The following is a 21,360-nucleotide window of genomic DNA, read 5'->3' as shown; positions in this document are numbered from 1 at the left end:
TTTTTTTTATAAAAGGAACTGGTGGAATTTGAATAGGTCATGATCCGTTTGCCCATACTAACGGCAAATTGCCTTTAGTTGGGGGAAAACATATGAAGAAGTATTTGCTGATGATTCCACTCCTCATGCTTACAGGATGTATGGAAAAGGAAGTCAAAAAGGTAGATGTAGAAATGTTTAATACCGTTGGTGATTCGCTCGGGACTGTGACATTAGCCGAGCAGTCAAGCGGTGTTAAAATGACCGTAAATTTGAAGGGGCTTCCGGCCGGGGAGCATGCGATCCACATTCATGACACAGGAAAATGCAAAGCACCTGATTTTAAGTCTGCGGGGAGCCATTTTAACCCTGAGAAAAAGGAACATGGCCTTCTACATCCGAAAGGAGCGCATGCGGGAGACCTGCCGAATTTAATTGTCGGGGATGATGAAACGGCAAAAGCAGATTTAATGGCTCCAAACGTCACCTTAAAGGATGGGAAAAAATCACTGTTCACTAAAGAAGGAACTTCCATCGTCGTACATGAAGGGAAAGACGATGGGATGAGTCAGCCTGCCGGGGACTCGGGGAAAAGGATTGCCTGCGGAGAAATTTCGAAAGATAAAAAAGCAGGGCAAAAAAAGGCCCAGGACGAAAAAGAATAAATTCGTAATGCTATCTCCGTTATGGGATAGCTTTTTTGATGGAAAAAAATATTTTTCTTATAGGTATGAATCTAAGCTTATCCAAAAAGTGGTACATACACTAACAGGGAGAATGTAAGGAGGCGAATTAATTGGAGAAAAGACAATTCGGCGGTTTTCCTGGGCAGCAAATGGGCTTTCCACAAATGATGGGCGGATTCCAGCAGCCAGGTTTCGGACAACAGATGGGTGGATACCCAGGCAGCCAGCAAATGATGGGTGGGTATCAACATGGTTACCCGCAAATGATGGGCGGCTACCAGCATGGATATCCACAGATGGGTGGTAGTCAACATGGTTTTCCTGGGCAGCAAATGGGCGGTTTTGGGCACCAGGGATTCCCCCAAACGATGGGTGGTCAGCAGCAAATGGGCTTCCCGCAAGGAATGGGCGGACAGCAGCAGACAGGCTTCCCACAAGGAATGGGCGGATTTAATCCAGCAACATTTGGGCAGCGGAAGAAGGATAAAAAGTAATTTACATCTTTAATAGTGGCCTGTTCTGTAAAAAGGACAGGTTTTTACTATTTTGACTTGATTAAATTTCTATATTTTTAGACAATATGTTCATACAGAAATAACGAGGTGTATTTGCAATGAAAAACAGACTATATTATCAAGATGCTTACATAAAATCTTTTACAGCACATGTAGAAAAACATGAACAAGATGAAAATGGCAAATGGTATGCCGTTTTAAACGAAACAGCTTTTTATCCCACGGGTGGGGGGCAGCCGCACGATACCGGCATCATCGCGGATAAAAAAGTCGTGAATGTAGAAGAAGTTAATGGTGAGATTCGCCATTATCTTGAAGCCCCATTTCAAAATGGCGCTGAAGAGGTGTCAGGCACTCTTGACTGGGAACGACGATTTGATCATATGCAGCAGCATGCGGGACAGCATATTTTATCGGCAGCTTTTGAGCAATTATTTGATTACCATACAGTAGGTTTTCACTTGGGGGTGGACAACCTGACGATTGACCTTGAAACTGATGATTTAACAAGGGAGGAAGTGAAGAAAGCAGAGGCACTTGCGAACAGGATTATTTTAGAGAACAGGCAGATTGAAACTAAGTGGGTAACAGAAGAAGAGTTGTCGCACTACCCCTTAAGGAAAGCGACGAAGGTTAAAGAGGATATCCGTCTCGTGATTATTCCAGACTTCGATTATAATGGCTGCGGTGGGACGCATCCAAAGGCAACCGGTGAAGTCAGAGCGATTAAAGTATTGGATTGGGAAAGACAAAGGAAAAAGGTCCGTGTGCAGTTTGCCTGCGGCGAACGCGTGGTAAATCTGCTTGGCGATAAGCAAAAGCTACTGCTTAGGTTAACGAAGCTTCTTAATGCTCCAGAAATGGAAATGGAGCAGGCTGTGGTACGACTGCTGGAAAATGGAAAACGCACGGAAAAGGCACTTGAGCAAGCGCAAGAAAGTTTACTTCAATATGAGGCGAAGCACTTATTGGCTAACAACAATCAACTTGTCGCTGCGGTATTTCAAAATCGAACGATTCAGGAGCTGCAAAAGCTGGCCCGGTCCGTTATTGCTGAAGATGATGGGGTACTCGTTTTGTTTGTATCCACGAATGAAACCCGTCTGCAGCTAGTGTGTGCCCGTGGAACTGCCAGAAAGGAAAATATGAAAACATTGGTGGGTGAAGTCTTGCCATTACTAAACGGCAAAGGCGGAGGAAACGAGTCCTTTGCCCAAGGCGGAGGGAATGCGCTGCTCCCAGCGGAGGAAATTCTTCAACAGCTGTTAACTGGTATTAAATAGGTTCATACCTACAAGTATGATAAAATGATTCAAATGTATGTTATAGGAGACAAAAATATGAGAAAAGAGCTGCAAACAAATTTGCAATTTGTGGATGTGCTAAATGAGTGGGATCCCTTTCATTTGAAAAGTGGGGACTATGACACGGAAATAGCAGACACGATTCAAGCCGTCCATGAACTGAATGATCCCGCTAAACTGGCCAAGAGAATTCAAGCCATATATGAATTTTCCTTTGAAAAAATAATCCCTCTGAAAAGCTGTCTAAAAGTGGCAGAGGAATTATTAATCATGAAAGAAAATGAAACTTGCTCACTATAAAATAAAAAGCAGGGTGCTTGTTGATCGTTGGACAATTCTCAGTGCTAAATATTTATGCTTACTCATAAAAAAAGAGGACAAACCAATTTGGTTGTCCTTTTCAAAAAGGGGGAATACTAGAAAGCTTTACGTCTAAAGGATACCCAGAATTACCTTTTTCTAAACAATAAAATGGTAAAAAAATAAAAAAGCGGTACATTTTACCGCTTTTGCATTTAGAATATATTACAGTTTCGTAGGTGAGGAATTTGGATGAACGTGGTGCTGTAATAATTCAGAAGCCGGGATATCCAGCACAGTGGACAGCTTCATGATTGTCTGGGTACTCGGCATTTGTTCCCCAGATTCATATTTCTCAATTGTCTGCGTTCCAACTCTAACCTTCTGAGCCAATTCCTCTTGGGTCATATGGAGCATCTCGCGAGCAGCTTTAATAGTGGTACCAATTGAGCTCATACAGTTCACCTCTTCTTGAAATTATAACTTCTCACTATTAGTATATCATGGTAAATTTCTTTTCTCTTATTCCATTTTTGAACATTTTGTTAACTTTTTTTAAAAAGGGCTAGAGCAACACCGTTTTCATAAAAAAAGCTTTTTTGATTAAAACTAGGTAGTATGATATAATATTTTAATGCGTATATAAGGGATAAAATTTTTTATTAATTAGGAGTGTTTTTATGACAGAGAAAGTTGAAATAGGTAGTATATTAGCAGGTAAGGTAACAGGAATTCAGCCTTATGGAGCGTTTGTTGCACTTGACGAACAAACACAAGGTCTTGTTCATATTTCAGAAATTACGCACGGCTATGTAAAAGATATTAATGAGCACCTTAAAGTCGGCGATGAAATTAAGGTTAAAGTTTTGTCAATTGATGAAGGAGCTGGCAAAATCGGCCTTTCAATCCGCGCAACTGAGGAAGCACCTGTTCAACAGGCTGCAAAACCAAAGAAGCCACGCAAACGCCAAGCTGCGGCAATCATTCCTGAAGTTGAAGGCGGGCAAGGATTTAACACATTAAAAGATAAGCTGCAAGAGTGGATTGATCAATCCCAACGCGAAGATTTAATAAAAAAATAAGTCAGAAGAAGCCTGAGACCAATTCAATTAAATTGGCTCAGGCTTTTTTTTTTTTTATAGTTCATTCTTTTTCCATGCTCGGCTACAATAGTATTGACTATACATAAATAGAAAGAATGAAATGGAGGAATGATGTATGCCAGCTAATAGGAATACAAACGAATTGATTGAAAAGACGGAGAAATACGGTGCAAATAATTATCATCCGCTGCCAATTGTCATCTCACGTGCTGAGGGTGTTTGGGTAGAAGATCCTGAAGGCAATAAATTTATGGATATGCTTAGTGCATACTCTGCAGTAAACCAAGGACACCGCCATCCGAAAATTATTCAAGCATTAAAGGATCAAGCAGATAAGGTTACATTAACATCAAGGGCTTTCCATAACGACCAGCTTGGACCTTGGTATGAAAAGGTTTGCCAGTTAGCGATGAAAGAAATGGTCTTACCGATGAACACAGGGGCAGAGGCTGTTGAAACAGCTGTGAAGGCTGCACGTCGCTGGAGTTATGATGTAAAAGGGATTGCTGAGGATCAGGCAGAAATTATCGGCTGTATAGGGAATTTCCACGGAAGAACGATGACGGCTGTTTCATTGTCATCAGATGCCGAATATAAACGAGGGTTTGGACCGATGCTGCCAGGTATTAAGCTCATTCCATATGGTGATTTAGAAGCGCTTAGACAAGCCATTACCCCAAATACAGCGGCCTTTTTAATCGAGCCTATTCAGGGTGAGGCAGGAATTGTCATTCCACCTGAAGGCTTTATGAAGGCAGCATTTGATCTATGTAAGGAAAACAATGTACTCTTTATCGCTGATGAAATTCAGGCAGGTTTAGCACGTACTGGAAAAATGTTTGCTTGCGAATGGGAAGGCATTGAACCGGATATGTATATCCTCGGTAAGGCCTTGGGCGGAGGAGTATTCCCTATCTCGTGCGTGGTTGCGGATAAGGATATATTAGGTGTCTTCAACCCAGGGTCCCACGGGTCAACATTTGGTGGAAATCCGATGGCCTGCGCCGTTTCTATCGCGGCACTTGATGTGCTTGTAGATGAAAAACTTGCAGAAAAATCCTTAGAGCTAGGGGATTATTTTATCAGCGAATTAAAGGAAATTAAGAATCCTAAAATCAAGGATATTCGCGGACGAGGATTGTTTATTGGCGTGGAATTAACGGAACCAGCCCGACCATATTGCGAACAATTAAAAGATCATGGGTTATTATGTAAAGAAACGCATGACACAGTGATTCGATTTGCACCGCCGCTCGTTATCAGTAAAGAAGATTTAGATTGGGCTATTGAGCGAATTAGTAAAGTATTGGGTAACGTGGAAAAATAAGTAGGGGTGCCAAAATGGGGACAACTGATGGAGACGGAAAGAAAAAAGAAATAGTCAACCTTCTTACATCAACGCAGATGGTGATTCACGATGCATTAAAAAAACTAGGGTATAACGAAGAGATAGCTCAGTTATTGGCAGAACCTTTGAAATCACTTAGTGTCAGGATTCCTGTACGGATGGATGATGGAGCGACGAAAATTTTTTCAGGCTTTCGCGCACAGCATAATGACGCCCTTGGGCCAACAATGGGCGGTGTACGCTATCATCCCGGGGTAAATGAAGAGGAAGTCAAGGCATTATCGATGTGGATGAGTATGAAATGCGGAATTGCTGATCTGCCTTTTGGGGGTGGCAAAGGTGGTATCGTTTGCAACCCACATTCCATGTCATTTGGCGAACTAGAACGCTTAAGCCGTGGGTATGTGCGGGCGATTAGTCAAGTCGTCGGGGCAACAAAGGATATTCCGGCTCCGGATATGTATACGAATTCGCAAATTATGGCCTGGATGTTAGATGAATACAGTCACCTTCGGCAAAATGACTCCCCGGGCTTTATTACGGGAAAACCACTTGTGCTCGGAGGCTCTGAGGGCCGCGAAAAAGCAGGAGCAAAAGGGGTGACGATTTGTATCGAGGAAGCGGTGAAAAGGCGGGGTATCTCGATTAAAGGGGCTCGGGTGATTGTCCAAGGATTTGGGAATGCCGGCAGCTATATTGCCAAGTTTTTACATGATGCAGGAGCCATCGTTATCGGTATTTCTGATGTTTACGGCGCTCTTTATGATCCTGATGGATTAAATATTAATTATCTATTGGATCGGCGGGACAGCTTTGGTACGGTGACCAGTTTATTTGATGGTGCGATGACCAATGAGGAATTGCTTACGTTGGATTGTGATATTTTGGTACCTGCTGCCATCTCCAATCAAATCACAGCGGAAAACGCCCACAATATTAGGGCGAGTATTGTTGTTGAGGCCGCCAATGGGCCGACAACACTTGAGGCGACAACGATTCTTACCGAGCGTGGAATTTTGCTGGTGCCGGATGTGTTAGCAGGGGCAGGCGGTGTTACGGTGTCATATTTTGAATGGGTTCAAAATAAACAAGGCTATTATTGGTCTGAAGAGGAAATAGCTGAGAAATTGCGAGTGAGGCTAGTCAAATCCTTTAATGAAATTTATGAACTAGCACAAACTAAGAAGGTAAATATGCGTTTGGCAGCTTATATGGTTGGTGTAAGAAAATTAGCTGAAGCCGCCATGTTTAGGGGCTGGGTCTAAAGGGAGTCCTTGTATCTTTTTGATGCAGGGGTTTCTTTTTTTGCAAAATTTATGATTTTAACTAATAATGAGTAATGAAAAGGATGGTGTTAATGTGCAGAATTTTACTTTTTGGAATCCAACAAAATTGATTTTTGGCAAAGACCAGCTTGAGCAATTAAAAAAGGAAATTCCATCATACGGAAAAAAAGTGTTGCTTGTCTATGGTGGCGGCAGTATTAAACGAAGTGGTCTTTATGAAAAAGTTACAGCGCTTTTACATGAAATCGGTGCCGAGGTATTTGAACTTTCGGGTGTGGAACCGAATCCCCGTATATCAACTGCCCGTAAAGGGGTGGAAATCTGTAAAAAGGAAGGAATTGAGTTCCTTTTAGCTGTTGGCGGCGGCAGTGTCATTGACTGCACCAAGTTAATTGCTGCGGGTGCTAAGTATGATGGGGATGCTTGGGATTTAGTGGTGAAAAAGGCTTTTGCAATGGAAGCTCTTCCCTTTGGTACGGTATTGACACTTGCGGCCACTGGTTCGGAAATGAATGCCGGCTCGGTCATCACGAATTGGGAGACGAACGAAAAACATGGCTGGGGGAGTGCTGTCACATTCCCGAAATTTTCTATCTTAGATCCTGTTAACACCTTCACAGTACCAAGAAATCAAACGATTTATGGAATCGTCGATATGATGTCACATATTTTGGAACATTATTTTCATCTTGAAGAACATACAGACTTTCAGGATCGGATGTGCGAATCGTTGCTCACTACCGTGATGGAAACCGCGCCAAAATTGTTGGCAGACTTAGAAAACTACCAGCACCGGGCAACGATTCTTTACAGCGGCACCATGGCATTGAACGGTATTTTAAATATGGGCTATCGCGGCGATTGGGCAACCCATAATCTTGAGCATGCGGTTTCTGCCGTCTATGACATCCCGCATGGCGGTGGGCTGGCGATTCTCTTCCCACACTGGATGGAGCATAACCTGCACGTGAAACCGGAGCGCTTTAAACAGCTTGCTGTTCGGGTGCTCGGTGTAGATGCTTCCGGGAAAAGTGCCGAGGAGGCAGGTCTCGAAGGCATTCACAAGCTCCGTGAGTTTTGGAACAGCATTGAAGCACCATCACGTTTAGCAGACTATGAAATTGATGATACGAAGCTCGATTTAATGGCGGATCGTGCAATGGCAAACGGTGAGTTTGGCAACTTCACAAAGTTAAATCGTGCGGATGTTTTAGCGATTTACCGGGCATCTTTATAAACGTAGAAAAATGTCGAAAATGGGCACGCTTACAAAGGGTGTCCTTTCTTGATAATCTTGTCGGCATTCGATAAAGTTGTAATGTAAATAAATTTGATGGAGGATCATTCATGACACACGTTCGTTTTGATTACTCAAAAGCACTTACTTTTTTTGGTGAACATGAACTTACATACTTAAGGGATGCTGTAAAAGTAGCCCACCATTCTCTAAATGAGGGTACTGGTGCCGGTAGCGACTTTTTAGGTTGGATTGAACTGCCAACCAATTATGACAAAGAGGAATTTTCACGGATTCAAAAATCTGCTGAGAAAATTAAAGCTGATTCAGATGTTCTTCTTGTCATTGGAATTGGCGGTTCGTACCTCGGGGCAAAGGCGGCCGTTGAAATGCTGTCGCACAGCTTCCACAACGTGCTTCCAAAAGAAAAACGCAGCACGCCGCAAATCATTTTTGTTGGCAACAATATTAGTTCTAGTTATATGCACGATGTAATCGATCTTCTTGATGGCAAGGATTTCTCTGTTAACGTTATCTCTAAATCCGGAACAACAACAGAGCCGGCAATTGCCTTCCGTATTTTCCGCAAGCTCCTTGAGGAAAAATATGGCGTAGAGGAAGCACGTAAACGTATTTATGCAACAACAGACAAAGCAAGAGGTGCGTTAAAAACGTTAGCAACAGAAGAAGGTTATGAATCCTTCATTATTCCGGATGATATTGGTGGCCGGTACTCTGTTTTAACGGCAGTAGGCTTGTTGCCCATCGCAGTCAGCGGAGCAAACATTGAAAAGATGATGGAAGGGGCAGCAGCAGCTCAAGGAGACTTCAGCCATTCAGAGCTTGAAGAGAATCCTGCCTACCAATATGCTGCCGTAAGAAATGCGCTTTACAATAAAGGAAAAACGATTGAAATGCTGATCAATTATGAACCAGGTTTGCAGTATTTCTCTGAATGGTGGAAGCAGCTGTTTGGTGAAAGTGAAGGAAAAGATCAAAAGGGTATTTACCCATCTTCCGCAAACTTTTCGACAGATCTGCACTCACTTGGACAATATGTGCAAGAAGGACGCCGCGATTTGTTTGAAACCATCATAAAGGTGGAAAAACCGCGTCATGAGCTGAAAATCGAAGCGTTTGAAAATGACTTGGACGGCTTGAATTACCTAGCAGGAAAAACGATTGACTTTGTAAATAACAAAGCATTCGAAGGAACAATGCTCGCCCATACAGACGGCGGGGTACCAAATTTAATTGTTTCCATTCCAGCAATGGATGAGTATACATTTGGTTACCTTGTTTATTTCTTTGAAAAAGCCTGTGCAATGAGCGGCTACCTTCTTGGAGTGAATCCATTTGACCAGCCAGGTGTAGAGGCTTATAAAGTCAATATGTTCGCCTTATTAGGTAAGCCTGGGTATGAAGAAAAGAAAGCAGAGCTTGAGAAACGACTGTAGTATAGCTCAAAAGAGTGCAGACGCGATTGGGGCGTCCGCACTCTTTTCTATTTAAACGTTAAAAGTTCATCGCTTTCTTCAATTTTAATTGAATGTGCGGGGTTTAGAATAGTTTCCTCTCCTCTTTTGATCCCAATCAATAGAAATCCGTTTGCTAATAGTCCCGAGGATACTTCTTTGAAGGATTTACCGATATCATCACGATTTACAGCACTGGACGACAATCTGCTTTCCTGTAATTGATGGACAACATTCGATAACAGCCCATCACCATTGGAATGCAGGCTGTTAACCATAAAGACACTCGTTATTTTATTGGATTGAATCACTTCGTCTGCGCCAGCCCTCATGGCATTGACAACTTGCTCGGCTGTCAAAATCTCAACAATGCATTTAACTTGAGCACATAACCCTTTAATCGTGAGCAATGTTAAAATACTGTTCATATCAGCTTGGAGCTCATCATTTCCTCGATCAGCAGTAATCAGTACCTTTTCCGCTTTTTCAATATCACTTTTGATGATGGTTTCATCGACGTGGCCTTTTCCTTGGATAAAATGGACAAATTTTGACTTTACCGGATTGGCTTCAAGTGTTTCATCAATTAAGACAATCATTTGCGGATGATGAACAGTTGTAAGCTTATGAATGAGTTCCTTTGATCGCTCGTTCCAGCCGATAATAATGATATGGCCGTTCCCTTTAAACGGGATTCTTCCCTCTGAAAAGGCATCTTGTTTGGTAACCGCAGCAGCTGCGAGAGTACCAAAATAAGAGGAGACAATGCCAACACCCAGTAATATTAAGATCAATGCAGTCAGCCTGCCCCAAAAAGAATGGGGTACATAATCACCGTATCCCACAGTGGAGGCCGTAATAATCGCCCACCAAATACCGTCAAAAATAGTTGGAAAGGTTTCGGGCTCTAAAAAGTGAATGGAGATTCCAAATGACAAAAATACAAGCAATGCGATTAAAAGGATTCGAATGAGAAGCGGTAACCGCAAAAAACTGATATAGACTCTGTTCGGCATGACCACACCTCTTTTCGAGAATTATCCAGCTTCAGACTCCTTCCATTTTCCTTGGTACTACCTATTATTGACAAAAGTGTAAGTTCTCATTATTATTGAATGATTATAATTTCACATGGGTAAATGTTCACAAAAAGTTCGTATTTTAATGCTTGCCTTTTTTATGAAAAACTTATAAATTATGTTTATCACTATTGATACAGGTACAACATGGAAGGTGGGTCGTAAGATGGGAACTGGTATGAATTTACTATTGTCAAATATTGAAAAGACAAGAATGGAAATGATCCTTTTGGCACATCAATATGGCTATTCAAATCCAAATGTTATTCAATGCAGTCAAAGACTCGATCTTCTATTAAATGTTTATAATAAAAAAAACATAAAGCATTAAGCATTTTAAAAACCTTCCGAACTCCCGGAAGGTTTTTTTGATCAAAAGGAATAATTTCCATGCCAAAAGCAAAATGTAAAATAAACGTGCCCTTATAAGATAAATTTTTGAGGTGTAGAAGAGTGGTTATTGATACCAAAAAAGAGCGGAGACTGATCTTCTTCGCTTTACTTGTTCTCGCGATCTATCTCTCTCCACTATTCATCCTGCAGGAAAATGCCCATATCCGGGTCCATGATAATTTAGATTCAAACCTGGCGTGGTATAAGGTATTGGCGAAGAGTGGAGAACTATTTGGCAGTGCAAATGCAGTCATTCCCCAGATTATCAATGGGCAGCTATCGAGAAACGCCTTTGGGACGGAATACAGCGTGATTGTCTGGTTGTATGCCCTATTTCCTACCATGCTGGCCTACGGTTTAAGCCAAGCATTAACAAGGGTTGCCGCCTTCTTTGGTATGTATTTACTGCTAAAGGAGCATTTTCTTACTGGTGATAAATGGCTCCTCCTGCAAATAGGGAGCGCCCTTGCCTTTGCCTTAACACCGTTTTGGCCATCAGGAATGTTAAGTACATTAGGAATGCCGCTGGCACTTTGGGCCCTTCTCAACATCCGGAATGGAAATGGAAGTTGGAAAGATTATCTCGTCCTCACAATCATCCCGTTTTATGCGAGCATCGTTTTAGGATTTTTCTTTTTTTTAAGTGCAATCGGGGTCCTATGGCTTTGGGATGTTTTCCGTGGAAAAGGCTGGAACCTTCGCTTTTTGTTGGCACTTGGGTATATGACCATCCTATTTATGCTTGTTGAGTACCGACTCGTCTATTCATTTTTATTTTCAAAAGAGCCGAATAGCCGTGATGAATATTTTCATGCACATCTGCCATTTGGGGGGGCAGTCCGGCTTTTTATCAAAAATTACCTGCTGGGACACACCCATGTACTGACCGTACACACTCTATTTATTGTCCCGGCCACCTTTATTGCTATCTACTTTGTTTTTTCAAAAAAACTCTGGCAACAGGAAAAACTATTTGTTTTTTTGTTCACGCTCAATATTCTCTTATCGTTATGGTATGCGTTTTGGTTTTATGATGGGTGGCTGCCCTTAACCGAAAAATTTCACTTTATGAATACGTTTAATTTTGCCCGTTACCATTTTTTGAGGCCGCTTGTCATCTATTCAGCCTTTGCCCTTGCATTAAAAATTATTTCACTACAAGGGATTGATTGGACAAAACTGGCAAAGTGGCTGATCATTTTGCAAATCTTCTTCTTGGCATTATGTAACGATGAAATCATTTATCAAGATAAGCCAACCGTTAAGGAATTTTTCGCAGAGGATTTATTTCAGGAAATCAAAGAGCATATCGCCCTCCCACAAGAGGATTACCGGATTGCCAGTATCGGACTGCACCCTGCAGTCGCGCAATACAATGGCTTTTACACGATTGACACCTATAATAATTTTTATCCATTAAGCTATAAACATCAATTTAGGAAAATAATTGAAAAAGAATTGGCCAAAAATAAAACCATTCGAAACTATTTTGATAAATGGGGCGGACGCTGCTATATTTTTACGGCCCAGCTTGGAAAACGATATATGCTGAAGAAAGATTCCAAACGCCATTTAAAAAATCTTGAGCTGAATACGGATGTTTTTAAGGAAATGGGCGGACGTTATATCTTTTCGGCCATACCAATCGACAATGCCGAGCAAAATAAACTAGTACTTGATAAAGTGTTCATTTCGAAAAAAGCAGCATGGAAGATTTACTTATATAAGACATTGTAGACATCGGGGGTAGTATACAGATGATCGAGTCAGTCCTTACGATTGTTGTGCCATGCTATAACGAGGAAGAAGTGTTGCCGGATACCTTTGCCCAGCTACAGTCGTTGCTAATAGAACTGATAGATGAGGGGCTAGTATCAAAGCAGAGCAAAATCCTCTTTGTTGATGACGGAAGTAAGGATCGTACATGGGAGTTAATTTACAAAGAAGGGCTGCGAAACGAATATGTCCGCGGCTTGAAATTATCGCGGAACGTGGGGCATCAAAATGCCTTACTTGCTGGTTTATTTACCGCAAAAGAGCGATCTAATTGTATGATTTCGATTGATGCTGACCTGCAAGATGATATTCGTGTCATTCGGGAATTTATCCTAAAGTTCAATAACGGATATGAAATTGTTTATGGTGTCCGTAAGAGCCGTGAAACGGATACACTGTTTAAACGAGGCACTGCCCAAGGGTTTTATAAAATAATGAAGAAGTTGGGGGTTGACCTCGTCTATAATCATGCCGATTTCCGGTTAATGAGCAAAAGAGCAGTGGATGAATTAGAACGGTTTAGTGAGGTAAATCTTTTCTTAAGAGGAATCGTTCCATTGCTTGGCTTTCGTTCAGATGTGGTCTATTATGATCGCTTAGAAAGGCAGGCCGGGGTTACGAAGTATCCTGTCAAAAAGATGCTCGGCTTTGCCTTTGATGGCATTACCTCCTTCTCTATTTCACCCATCCGATTTGTATTAATCACGGGGTTTGTTTCCTTTTTCATGAGTCTCATTTTTGGCGGGTATTTCTTAACACTGAAATTTTTTGGCGACACCGAGTCAGGGTGGACCTCGCTGATTACCTCTATTTGGTTAATTGGCGGACTGCAATTAATTGCGATTGGATTGATTGGTGAATATGTCGGAAAAATTTATAAAGAAACCAAGCAGCGTCCAAAGTATATTGTCGATATCGATTCCTTTAATCTGCCCATTCCAAGGCACCATTTGCTAAATCAAACAGTGATGGATGAAGGATTCAGCCTTGATCTTAGAAAAGTATCAGAAACAAACAAATAGCTTTCCAAGAGTTTTCCATAATGGAGAACTCTTTTTTTGTGGTACAACCTCCCCTACCTGAATAAATATGGGAAGACAGGCTTCATTTTAGGGGGAATTTATCATGAATATATTTTTAGGTTATATCTTGTTAGGATTGTCGCTAGCGGCACCAATCGGCCCGATTAATGCGGCGCAAATTGATCGGGGAATAAGGAATGGTTTTATGCACTCCTGGCTCATTGGGGTAGGGGCTGTTGTCGCCGATGGGATTTATATGCTAATCGTTTACATAGGGGTTGTCCAGTTTCTTGAAACAGCATTTATGCAAACCTTTCTTTGGTTTTTTGGCTGTTTCGTCTTGATGTATACGGGGATTGAAACCTTCATGAATGCCGGGAAAATTAATTTAGAGTATGCCAGAGGCAAGGAACCACTGATTAAATCGTTTTTCTCAGGATTCCTCATGTCCATCTCGAATCCACTGACCATTCTCTTTTGGTTAGGTATTTATGGCTCGGTTCTGGCGAAGACAGCTGCCACCTATGATACCAGTCAATTGGTCCTTTATAGCAGCGCGATTTTTATTGGGCTCTTGATATGGGATGTTGCCATGGCAGGTGTGGCAAGTAGTTCTCGGAAATATTTAACCTCTCAGTGGCTTGTGGGGATTTCTATCTTGTCCGGACTATCCTTGATAGGCTTTGGCCTCTACTTTGGAATGCAGGCATTTACAAATTTATTTAATTAAATAAATACTAGTGCTATAGTGAACTATTCGATTTTTTGCACTATTTTGTCCATTCTTATTGACATGTAAATCATCTTCCTATTAATGTTAATTGTATCAGGAGGAGGAATCAATGTGGAAAAGGTTGTAGTAAAGGTAGAAAATCGAGTAGCAGTCCTAACCATCAATCGCCCAGATCAATTAAATTGCTTTGATATGGAAACGCTTCTACAGTTAGAAGAGGTGGTAGACGGGCTGAAACATGATAAGGATATCCGCGTCGTTATTATTACCGGAGCGGGAGAAAAGGCCTTCAGTGCGGGGGCAGACTTACAGGAAAGACGGACACTAAATGAAAAAGAGGTTCAAAGAAACGTGGGCATGATCCGGTCTGTTTTCACAAAGATTGAAGAGTTACCGCAACCAACGATTGCTGCTATCAATGGGTATGCACTTGGTGGCGGGCTTGAGCTTGCCTTAGTTTGTGATTTTCGTATTGCCGTGAAAGAAGCAACAATGGGTTTAACGGAAGTAAGTTGGGGAATAATCCCCGGTGCCGGGGGCACACAACGCTTAAGCCGAATCATTGGACTTTCGAAAGCGAAGGAATTGATATTAACAGCAAGAAAGATTAAGGCTACCAATGCCTTTGATTTAGGACTGGTAAATAAAGTAGTCGAAAAGAGCCAGTTACTCGATTCCTCTATAGAATTGGCAGCAGAAATAATGAAAAATGCTCCCCTTGCCGTGACACAAGCGAAATTCGCCGTAAACTATGGAAGCAATGTGGATGTAAAAACAGGATTGGCCATCGAAGCGAAGGCGTATGAAGTCATAATTCCTACAAAGGATCGAATCGAGGCATTAACAGCATTTAAGGAAAAACGCCCGCCGAACTTTAAAGGGGAATAGGATTTCAGTAAAAAGGTTGAGGGATGCCGCCCCAACCTTTTTATCATCTATAGCTCTCTTCCTGTTGCTCCTGGTGATTTATCAGTGTCATCCTGGTTGTTATATTCAGGGTCGTTAAAGCCTGGTTGCTTGTTTTTGTCGCTTCCTATATATTCCGCCTTATGTTCGCGCTGTTCTTTTTTAAATTTTTCAAAGTCTAAATTAACCACGTAAATCCCCCTCATTCTAATCATTTTCATCCTTAAGATACACCCCAAACCAATTCTTATACGGTTCCTTTGCGAATCAGATGATAGGATTTTGATGGAATTCAATTTTAAATACATAATCAAGCGTGAAACAAATGAAAATATAAGGGTACGATAAAAAATAAATGAAATAAATGGTGAGATAGATAACGCTTTTTCCATGAAAGGGGTTTAGCGCATGTTATCGACACAGCAGTTAGCTGAGCTACGGTTACAATTGTTGCAAGAAAAGGCCGAAGCGGAGGGACGGTTGGAACAAAATGATCATTTCGGGTTAGAACGTGGGCATGCCCATGAATCGATGGGGGAGTTATCGAGCTACGATAACCATCCGGCCGATGAAGCAACAGAATTATATGAACGCGAAAAGGATATTGCTTTAAATGAGCATTCTGAAACACAGTTAGGGAATATTGACAGGGCCTTAGAAGCAATGGAAAATGGAACGTATGGAAAATGTGATGTCTGCGGAAAAGACATTCCATTTGAACGGTTACAGGCCCTTCCTAATACCACCTTTTGTATTGAGCACAGCCAGGATCAAGCTACCTCCCATAATCGTCCAGTCGAGGAAGAAGTGTTGGCTCCTCCATTTGGAAAGTTTGATATGGATGAAAGGAAGGAAAACGTTAGTTTTGATGCTGAGGATTCCTGGCAGACCGTGGCAGCCTGGGGAACTTCTGATACGCCATCGGATTTAGCCTTTCCGCAAGATGATTATCAAGATATGTATGTGGAAGCCGATGAAAATATCGGTTACGTGGAGGACTATGAAAATTTTGTCGGTAATGATATGTATGGAAATGATATAAAGGTGTATCCAAATCCACAGCATGAAAAGTATGAAGACGCCCTCGATGAAGAAGGAATCATGACAACCTTTGGCGATCTGCCTGCATATGAACACGACCCTTACGTTGAGGATGAAAAATAAATAAAGAAAACAGCTTTCGGTTGAAAGCTGTTTTCCTTATTATAATCCTTATTCAAATTCTTTTCGGGGAATCGGGATATCCTTTCCGTTTACATCATCAATAACGGCGCCTATTTGTCCCTCGGTATAGGTGTCGCTCACTTGCTCATGTGTAGTCGCAAGTCCTGAGGATAAGGTATCCTTTTCTTGATAATAACTCGGATGATAAAAACTGCCTGCTAACTCTTTCTTGGGATTTGCCTTTTTATTGTCCATTCTGTCATCCTCCTTTTTTTAAAAAGCACTACACCGGTATTTTTTCTTATTTTAAAATTATTACTCCTATAAATATTGGAAGGGGATTTGTTAATGAATCGAAAAAAGGAATTTCCAACACGAGAAGAATTAGATCAGGCATTCCATTATCTTCATGACCAAATAAACAGAATTTCTGTTGTGGAGGAAGTAGAAATGAGGAAAAAGGACAATGAGGGTCCTGAAGAATGAGAAATTATTTGTGTGCAGCCAACATTTATTAGGCTGCACAAGACTTTTTCTCTAGACCCATCCAGTTTGTATTTGCTATGATGGCTAAAGGAATTTCAAAGGTGGATTACGATGGAAATGAGAGAATCGCTGGCTAAAAAAGTAGCCTGGATTAGTGTGATTAGTAATATTATCCTAACATTAGGAAAAGTCATCATTGGCGGGTACGGTCATAGTGACGCGGTATTCGCGGACGGGATCCATTCTGCTGCTGATGTGTTCGCCTCCGTCATCGTCTTATTGGTGATAAAAATTGCGAACAAACCAGCTGACAAAGAACATCCATATGGTCATGGAAAGGCAGAGGTAATCGTCTCTGAAATAATTGGATTTCTGCTCTTACTTGTGGCCATTTATGTTGCCTACGAAGGCTTTAGTGGTTTCTTCCACGAAGTGGAGTCACCTAGTTTCTTAGCGATGTGGGTCGCACTTTTTTCGTTTATTACGAAAATTATTTTATACAGAAGTTCACTTAAGGTCGCTAAACAGAATCAAAGTAAGGCCATCGAAGCGATTGCTTTTGACCATAAAGCAGATATAGTTGCATCAATTGCAGCGGCAATCGGGGTGCTCGTTTCCATTGTGGGGGAACGAATGGATATCCATTTCTTACTATATGGGGACAAGGCAGCAAGTATTTTCGTCGCCTATTTAATATTTAAAATTGCAAAGGAAATGCTGACAGAGGCATTTGACATCTTACTTGAGCGTAATATTAATACAGAGACACTGCAGGAATACATTTCCATTGTGGGCGAATTTCAAGAGGTAAAGCGGATTGACCGCATTCGGGCAAGAGAACATGGGCATTATGTATTGGTGGATTTACGCATTTCCATTGATCACTTTAAAACCATTAAACAAGGTCACGATCTGGCAAAATCAATCAAACAAAAATTAATGGATGAAAATGACAACATTCGTGAAGTACTCATTCATTTAAATCCCTATTTTCCTGACGATAGTAATAATTCCTAAAAAAACTACTATGACCTTTCTGGTATTTGGTTTATGATAAGATAGTATATTAAAATGCGAAGGAGTTGATATTTTTGAGTTATTCCATAGACCCGGACCCAAGTAGGCGAGGGGAAGTCAATGTCTTTGAATTGAATATCTTGAATATCAACTCTGAAAAAGGTTGTTGGCTTCCTCAAACAAAGTGAGTGAGGAGGTTTTCGCATGTTAGAAATTTTTAAAAGCACCGATGCAAGGGTGTTAGAAAAAGTTGATGTGATTTCAAAGGGCTGCTGGGTCAATATGTACGCACCAACGGCAGAAGAAATAAATAAAGTATCCAATGATGCGCAAGTCGATGTTGATATCATAAAGGATGCCTTGGATGATGAAGAACGTCCAAGGATTGAACGGGATGACGGCAGGATTTATATTATTGTCGACTTTCCGTATACGGTCCAAGACGAATCAGGACTGACCGTTTATGAAACCATTCCAATTGGCATTATTTTAACAGATGAATGTATTATTACCGTTTCATTAAAAGATACACCGATACTAGAAGAATTCCGAAAGAACAGAGTCAAAGAATTCTTTACCTTTAAAAAAACAAGATTTGCTCTCCAGATTCTGTTTGTCATTTCATCCTATTACCTACGTTATTTAAAGCAGATCAATAAGAAAACGAATGAAATCGAACGTGAAGTGCACCAATCATTGAAAAATAAAGAACTATACGCGTTTCTTGCATTAGAGAAAAGTTTGGTTTATTTTACAACCTCGTTACGCTCGAATAAGGTTGTACTCGATAAGATTCTGCGCTTTAACTATTTAAAAATGTACGAGGAAGACAAGGAATTATTAGAGGATGTTATTATCGAAATCACCCAGGCAATTGAAATGGCTGAAACGTACCGTTCCATCTTAAGCGGGATGATGAATGCCTTTGCCTCCATCATTTCAAATAACTTGAACATTGTCATGAAATTCTTAACTTCGATTACGATTATCTTGTCGTTCCCAACGATGGTGGCGAGCTTTTACGGAATGAACGTCGACATTCCTTTCCAGCATGCGACGCATTCCTATGCCATTCCGCTCGTAATCTCTGCATCTATAACAAGCTTAACAGCATTCATTTTTTGGAAAAAGAAATATTTCTAGATTACCAGCTTTTTATTGAGCTGGTTTTTCTTTTTTTGGTAAGAAATTATGTAGCATGTGATCCAAACCTAAGGCAGACAATAGAAGAAAGTAAAATCTAAAAAAGGATGATTCCAATGAATGAAAAAGAAGCTGAGCAGCATCTAAATTGTGGCGAAAATGAAGAGAAACCTGTTAAAACTCTTTATGGACTTGAGCCTGAAATGAGTTTACAGTCCTTGAAATTTGCTCCAAATGAAAATTCACTCCTAAATGAACATTTTGAAGGGGAGGAATAACCTCTTATTTTTAAAGGGAAAATTGGTTGTCGTCATCAAAAAGGGGTATGATAGATATATGTGTTTTTTATTATGGAAGAAACTATGGAGGTTGAATGTATGAAATCATTTGTCGTAGGTTTTCATCAGGAAGATAATGTAGATAGCATGCAAATTCAAAAACTTAATCAGGAAGAGTTTGATAAGGCAACAGCAGGCGGAACGAGACATTTATTTGAACTCGATACCAATATTGGTTTTTTTGTCTTTTTCGATGCGGAGGATGCCGATGGTGACCTCTCCTACATGGTCCTGCAATATGAAGAGGACAACGAAGAGCCCGTAGCCTGTTTTTCATTCCAACTGAAGGACTTTTACGAATTTATGGCGCTTTTCTTAAATGATCTGGAATTCAATGAAGAAACAAATGAAGAGGAAGAAGAATACGGCCCGGTCCATCATTTGGCACACCTCTTGTTCCATATTGTTGAAGAAGGCAAGGATCTTGAGGCATAAAAAGTGGTAATTTTTCATGTAAAGGGAAAGGACACCAGGTCATGGCGTCCTTTTTAGGTTTTTAAAGAAAATTTTCCTGCAGGATGGAGCTCTATGAGCGAATTTAAGAGTTCTATGAGCGAATTTTAATGTTCAATGAGCGAATTTACCGTTTCAATGAGCGAATCGTCCTTTTAAAAGAATCTCACCAAGGGAAGATCTTTGGTGAATAGTATCGGTATCTGTTCTTGCCGGAATATTCAAGAAAGGAACAAGATTGTAGAATTCTTTTTGCAATATGGCGGGATTCTAGATGGGCAAAATCCCGAAACTGCTTATTGGTTATGGTCGAACCAAACAACAAAAAGTAATCCTTCAATGCCTCTATATGTGCATCTTTTGAAAAAGAATGACAGGAGGAGCAGTACCAATTCTGTTTTTTACGAATAAGGGTTTGATGAGAACAAGAAGGGCAGTGGATACCTGTTAGTAGGTCCGAATTCTGAATACCGTATTTTTTCAATAGATAGTTTATCGGCAGGGTATTCATTTTCACAAGGCGGCGGCAAAGCTTACGGAGGTATTTTGCGGTAAGGAGTGGTTGCAAATATTGTTTTTCCAAGAGTTCAATTTTTTTTAAAAAGATATCTGCTTTGCATATGTAAGGTTTCACTTTGTAGGCGTTCTTTCCTGTAATAACGTATGAGGTATACGGGTTACTGATAACTACTAAATATTCAACTGGCACTGGAGGGAAATGGTGTGCTGCAAGAAGTTTCTGTAGGTGCTTTTTATGCCTTTCTGCCTGTGCAATCGGATAGGGGTATCCTTTTTCTTTCCCATTGTTGATTTGTATAAGCTGTTCATTGTCTGTATCAAATAGTAACTTTCCTGCCAAATTTTTTACATCGATTGCTAGGGCAAATTCTGGTGTTAGGAGTAGGGTGTCGATTTGGCAGTTGTAGTCACCATCAGGAAGGTTTAAATCGTGTAGGATCGTATATTTCTGGTTCGGGAGGTCCCGATAATAGTAATCCATAGATTTCTCGCCTAGGTATCCGGCTTGTCTCCTCCCACATTCGTCTGAAATCTGCTGATATTTTTGGTGACTCAAGGGGAGTCTCCGAAGTAAAGCCTCTAAAATAAGCAAAATCAACGGTTTTGTCCTTTCTTTTATAAGCAAAATGTTCACTCCTTTCTTTTTATAAATAAATTCTAAGGAGAAGATTGAATTTCCTGCCGAATTATAGCGATTCTTGTTGAAAAGATTGTCTAAAATATGTCATTTGCAATTTTATAGTTTCTATCAATGAAATTAATAAGTTCAATGAGCGAATTTTTGAAGCCAATGAGCGAATTTACCTTTTCAATGAGCGAATTTAACCTTTCAACGAGCGAATCATTATATTTGAAAATAAATCTCAATAACGATACCATTATTTTGAAAAGGGACAAGTTCTTTCACTTGAAAAAGGTGAGGCAGGACAAAACAGTGAGGTTGCCATTAAGGCAGAAGAAAGACTCAGAGTGTTGTTATATGCGGGGAGGCCATTAAATGAGCCGATTGTGGCCAGGGTCCATTTGTCAAGAACACGGAAGAAGAAATCCGTCAAGCGTATCGTGATTATATGGACGGCAAGTTTGCTGAATAAAAAA

At 40.8% G+C, this 21,360-nt stretch carries 26 protein-coding genes; 21 read left to right on the top strand and 5 right to left on the bottom strand.

Going from position 1 to position 21,360, the window contains the following annotated elements:
* Positions 1-92: 92 nt before the first annotated feature.
* The 4 genes from G6554_RS05015 (at position 93) to G6554_RS05000 (ending at position 2,784) form a co-directional block, all read left to right on the top strand.
* Positions 93-644 (top strand): superoxide dismutase family protein, encoded by a 552-nt coding sequence (locus G6554_RS05015; RefSeq protein ID WP_166239391.1) that lies wholly within the window; start codon positions 93-95, stop codon positions 642-644.
* 131 nt (positions 645-775) lie between these two features.
* Positions 776-1,159, top strand: coding sequence for a hypothetical protein (locus tag G6554_RS05010; protein ID WP_166239389.1), 384 nt, complete (start codon positions 776-778; stop codon positions 1,157-1,159).
* 119 nt (positions 1,160-1,278) lie between these two features.
* Positions 1,279-2,463, top strand: coding sequence for an alanyl-tRNA editing protein (locus G6554_RS05005; RefSeq protein WP_166239387.1), 1,185 nt, complete (start codon positions 1,279-1,281; stop codon positions 2,461-2,463).
* Positions 2,464-2,520: 57 nt separating this feature from the next.
* Positions 2,521-2,784 carry a DUF1871 family protein gene (locus tag G6554_RS05000; RefSeq protein ID WP_166239385.1) on the top strand — a complete coding sequence of 88 codons (264 nt, stop codon included), beginning with the start codon at positions 2,521-2,523 and terminating at the stop codon, positions 2,782-2,784.
* Between the two features lie 225 nt (positions 2,785-3,009).
* On the opposite strand, the gene G6554_RS04995 is transcribed toward G6554_RS05000, so the two are convergent.
* Positions 3,010-3,249 carry a helix-turn-helix domain-containing protein gene (locus G6554_RS04995; protein ID WP_481747904.1) on the bottom strand — a complete coding sequence of 80 codons (240 nt, stop codon included), beginning with the start codon at positions 3,247-3,249 and terminating at the stop codon, positions 3,010-3,012.
* Between the two features lie 215 nt (positions 3,250-3,464).
* Here G6554_RS04995 and yugI point away from each other — a divergent pair, with 215 nt between their 5' ends.
* The 5 genes from yugI to G6554_RS04970 all read left to right on the top strand — a co-directional run bounded on the left by yugI (position 3,465) and on the right by G6554_RS04970 (position 9,215).
* The gene (yugI, locus tag G6554_RS04990; protein ID WP_166239381.1) at positions 3,465-3,866 is read left to right on the top strand and encodes a S1 domain-containing post-transcriptional regulator GSP13; all 402 of its coding nucleotides are present in this window, start codon (positions 3,465-3,467) and stop codon (positions 3,864-3,866) included.
* Positions 3,867-4,002: 136 nt separating this feature from the next.
* The gene (locus G6554_RS04985; RefSeq protein WP_166239379.1) at positions 4,003-5,214 is read left to right on the top strand and encodes an ornithine--oxo-acid transaminase; all 1,212 of its coding nucleotides are present in this window, start codon (positions 4,003-4,005) and stop codon (positions 5,212-5,214) included.
* Positions 5,215-5,228: 14 nt separating this feature from the next.
* Complete coding sequence (locus tag G6554_RS04980; protein WP_166239377.1) at positions 5,229-6,500, top strand: Glu/Leu/Phe/Val family dehydrogenase; 1,272 nt, start codon at positions 5,229-5,231, stop codon at positions 6,498-6,500.
* Between the two features lie 94 nt (positions 6,501-6,594).
* Complete coding sequence (locus tag G6554_RS04975) at positions 6,595-7,758, top strand: iron-containing alcohol dehydrogenase (protein WP_166239375.1); 1,164 nt, start codon at positions 6,595-6,597, stop codon at positions 7,756-7,758.
* A gap of 110 nt (positions 7,759-7,868) precedes the next feature.
* A complete protein-coding gene (locus G6554_RS04970) occupies positions 7,869-9,215 on the top strand; it encodes a glucose-6-phosphate isomerase (RefSeq protein ID WP_166239373.1) in 1,347 nt (448 codons plus the stop codon).
* A gap of 47 nt (positions 9,216-9,262) precedes the next feature.
* On the opposite strand, the gene G6554_RS04965 is transcribed toward G6554_RS04970, so the two are convergent.
* Positions 9,263-10,249: a potassium channel family protein gene (locus G6554_RS04965; protein WP_166239371.1), complete on the bottom strand. Its 987-nt coding sequence runs from the start codon at positions 10,247-10,249 to the stop codon at positions 9,263-9,265.
* A 229-nt stretch (positions 10,250-10,478) separates the two neighbouring features.
* Between G6554_RS04965 and G6554_RS04960 the strand changes: the two genes are divergently transcribed.
* The 5 genes from G6554_RS04960 (at position 10,479) to G6554_RS04940 (ending at position 15,124) form a co-directional block, all read left to right on the top strand.
* On the top strand, positions 10,479-10,643 hold the full coding sequence (locus G6554_RS04960) for an aspartyl-phosphate phosphatase Spo0E family protein (RefSeq protein WP_242637714.1): 165 nt from the start codon (positions 10,479-10,481) through the stop codon (positions 10,641-10,643).
* A gap of 122 nt (positions 10,644-10,765) precedes the next feature.
* A complete protein-coding gene (locus G6554_RS04955) occupies positions 10,766-12,442 on the top strand; it encodes a DUF6044 family protein (protein WP_166239369.1) in 1,677 nt (558 codons plus the stop codon).
* A gap of 20 nt (positions 12,443-12,462) precedes the next feature.
* Positions 12,463-13,503: a glycosyltransferase family 2 protein gene (locus G6554_RS04950; protein WP_166239367.1), complete on the top strand. Its 1,041-nt coding sequence runs from the start codon at positions 12,463-12,465 to the stop codon at positions 13,501-13,503.
* Positions 13,504-13,606: 103 nt separating this feature from the next.
* Positions 13,607-14,233, top strand: coding sequence for a LysE family transporter (locus G6554_RS04945; RefSeq protein ID WP_166239365.1), 627 nt, complete (start codon positions 13,607-13,609; stop codon positions 14,231-14,233).
* Between the two features lie 114 nt (positions 14,234-14,347).
* On the top strand, positions 14,348-15,124 hold the full coding sequence (locus tag G6554_RS04940) for an enoyl-CoA hydratase-related protein (protein WP_166239363.1): 777 nt from the start codon (positions 14,348-14,350) through the stop codon (positions 15,122-15,124).
* 47 nt (positions 15,125-15,171) lie between these two features.
* Here G6554_RS04940 and G6554_RS04935 read toward each other — a convergent pair whose 3' ends face one another.
* Complete coding sequence (locus tag G6554_RS04935; protein ID WP_166239361.1) at positions 15,172-15,333, bottom strand: hypothetical protein; 162 nt, start codon at positions 15,331-15,333, stop codon at positions 15,172-15,174.
* A gap of 217 nt (positions 15,334-15,550) precedes the next feature.
* Here G6554_RS04935 and G6554_RS04930 point away from each other — a divergent pair, with 217 nt between their 5' ends.
* A complete protein-coding gene (locus G6554_RS04930; protein WP_166239359.1) occupies positions 15,551-16,306 on the top strand; it encodes a TraR/DksA C4-type zinc finger protein in 756 nt (251 codons plus the stop codon).
* A 48-nt stretch (positions 16,307-16,354) separates the two neighbouring features.
* Here the strand turns inward: G6554_RS04930 and G6554_RS04925 are convergent, their stop codons facing one another.
* A complete protein-coding gene (locus G6554_RS04925) occupies positions 16,355-16,561 on the bottom strand; it encodes a YozQ family protein (RefSeq protein WP_166239357.1) in 207 nt (68 codons plus the stop codon).
* Between the two features lie 93 nt (positions 16,562-16,654).
* On the opposite strand from G6554_RS04925, the gene G6554_RS04920 reads away from it, so the two are divergent.
* From G6554_RS04920 to G6554_RS04900, 5 genes are all read left to right on the top strand, one after another.
* Positions 16,655-16,792 (top strand): hypothetical protein, encoded by a 138-nt coding sequence (locus G6554_RS04920; RefSeq protein ID WP_166239355.1) that lies wholly within the window; start codon positions 16,655-16,657, stop codon positions 16,790-16,792.
* 111 nt (positions 16,793-16,903) lie between these two features.
* The gene (locus tag G6554_RS04915) at positions 16,904-17,809 is read left to right on the top strand and encodes a cation diffusion facilitator family transporter (protein WP_166239353.1); all 906 of its coding nucleotides are present in this window, start codon (positions 16,904-16,906) and stop codon (positions 17,807-17,809) included.
* A gap of 204 nt (positions 17,810-18,013) precedes the next feature.
* Complete coding sequence (locus G6554_RS04910; RefSeq protein ID WP_166239351.1) at positions 18,014-18,952, top strand: magnesium transporter CorA family protein; 939 nt, start codon at positions 18,014-18,016, stop codon at positions 18,950-18,952.
* A 116-nt stretch (positions 18,953-19,068) separates the two neighbouring features.
* Complete coding sequence (locus G6554_RS04905; protein ID WP_166239349.1) at positions 19,069-19,230, top strand: hypothetical protein; 162 nt, start codon at positions 19,069-19,071, stop codon at positions 19,228-19,230.
* 99 nt (positions 19,231-19,329) lie between these two features.
* Entirely contained in the window at positions 19,330-19,725 is a 396-nt protein-coding gene (locus G6554_RS04900; RefSeq protein WP_166239347.1) for a cytosolic protein, read from the top strand.
* Between the two features lie 184 nt (positions 19,726-19,909).
* Here the strand turns inward: G6554_RS04900 and G6554_RS04895 are convergent, their stop codons facing one another.
* The gene (locus G6554_RS04895; RefSeq protein WP_166239345.1) at positions 19,910-20,818 is read right to left on the bottom strand and encodes a nuclease-related domain-containing protein; all 909 of its coding nucleotides are present in this window, start codon (positions 20,816-20,818) and stop codon (positions 19,910-19,912) included.
* Between the two features lie 490 nt (positions 20,819-21,308).
* Between G6554_RS04895 and G6554_RS26310 the strand changes: the two genes are divergently transcribed.
* The gene (locus G6554_RS26310; protein ID WP_481747907.1) at positions 21,309-21,356 is read left to right on the top strand and encodes a hypothetical protein; all 48 of its coding nucleotides are present in this window, start codon (positions 21,309-21,311) and stop codon (positions 21,354-21,356) included.
* The last annotated feature ends 4 nt before the right edge of the window (positions 21,357-21,360 follow it).

The sequence above is a fragment of the Bacillus sp. MM2020_4 genome (assembly GCF_011250555.1).
Classification (GTDB): domain Bacteria; phylum Bacillota; class Bacilli; order Bacillales; family Cytobacillaceae; genus Neobacillus.
The sequence above is the reverse complement of the archived record's forward strand: the minus strand, read 5'-3'. Positions and strand labels throughout refer to the sequence as shown.

What these genes read in the sequence shown, in the direction of transcription:
- G6554_RS05015 (WP_166239391.1), top strand. Translation starts at nt 93, where the DNA reads ATGAAGAAGTATTTGCTGATGATTCCACTCCTCATGCTTACAGGATGT.
- G6554_RS04910 (WP_166239351.1), top strand. Translation starts at nt 18,014, where the DNA reads ATGTTAGAAATTTTTAAAAGCACCGATGCAAGGGTGTTAGAAAAAGTT.
- G6554_RS04945 (WP_166239365.1), top strand. Translation starts at nt 13,607, where the DNA reads ATGAATATATTTTTAGGTTATATCTTGTTAGGATTGTCGCTAGCGGCA.
- G6554_RS04970 (WP_166239373.1), top strand. Translation starts at nt 7,869, where the DNA reads ATGACACACGTTCGTTTTGATTACTCAAAAGCACTTACTTTTTTTGGT.
- G6554_RS04920 (WP_166239355.1), top strand. Translation starts at nt 16,655, where the DNA reads ATGAATCGAAAAAAGGAATTTCCAACACGAGAAGAATTAGATCAGGCA.
- G6554_RS04965 (WP_166239371.1), bottom strand. Translation starts at nt 10,249, where the DNA reads ATGCCGAACAGAGTCTATATCAGTTTTTTGCGGTTACCGCTTCTCATT.
- G6554_RS05000 (WP_166239385.1), top strand. Translation starts at nt 2,521, where the DNA reads ATGAGAAAAGAGCTGCAAACAAATTTGCAATTTGTGGATGTGCTAAAT.
- G6554_RS05005 (WP_166239387.1), top strand. Translation starts at nt 1,279, where the DNA reads ATGAAAAACAGACTATATTATCAAGATGCTTACATAAAATCTTTTACA.
- G6554_RS04960 (WP_242637714.1), top strand. Translation starts at nt 10,479, where the DNA reads ATGGGAACTGGTATGAATTTACTATTGTCAAATATTGAAAAGACAAGA.
- yugI (WP_166239381.1), top strand. Translation starts at nt 3,465, where the DNA reads ATGACAGAGAAAGTTGAAATAGGTAGTATATTAGCAGGTAAGGTAACA.
- G6554_RS04925 (WP_166239357.1), bottom strand. Translation starts at nt 16,561, where the DNA reads ATGGACAATAAAAAGGCAAATCCCAAGAAAGAGTTAGCAGGCAGTTTT.
- G6554_RS04930 (WP_166239359.1), top strand. Translation starts at nt 15,551, where the DNA reads ATGTTATCGACACAGCAGTTAGCTGAGCTACGGTTACAATTGTTGCAA.
- G6554_RS04985 (WP_166239379.1), top strand. Translation starts at nt 4,003, where the DNA reads ATGCCAGCTAATAGGAATACAAACGAATTGATTGAAAAGACGGAGAAA.
- G6554_RS04915 (WP_166239353.1), top strand. Translation starts at nt 16,904, where the DNA reads ATGGAAATGAGAGAATCGCTGGCTAAAAAAGTAGCCTGGATTAGTGTG.
- G6554_RS04980 (WP_166239377.1), top strand. Translation starts at nt 5,229, where the DNA reads ATGGGGACAACTGATGGAGACGGAAAGAAAAAAGAAATAGTCAACCTT.
- G6554_RS04900 (WP_166239347.1), top strand. Translation starts at nt 19,330, where the DNA reads ATGAAATCATTTGTCGTAGGTTTTCATCAGGAAGATAATGTAGATAGC.
- G6554_RS04905 (WP_166239349.1), top strand. Translation starts at nt 19,069, where the DNA reads ATGAATGAAAAAGAAGCTGAGCAGCATCTAAATTGTGGCGAAAATGAA.
- G6554_RS04950 (WP_166239367.1), top strand. Translation starts at nt 12,463, where the DNA reads ATGATCGAGTCAGTCCTTACGATTGTTGTGCCATGCTATAACGAGGAA.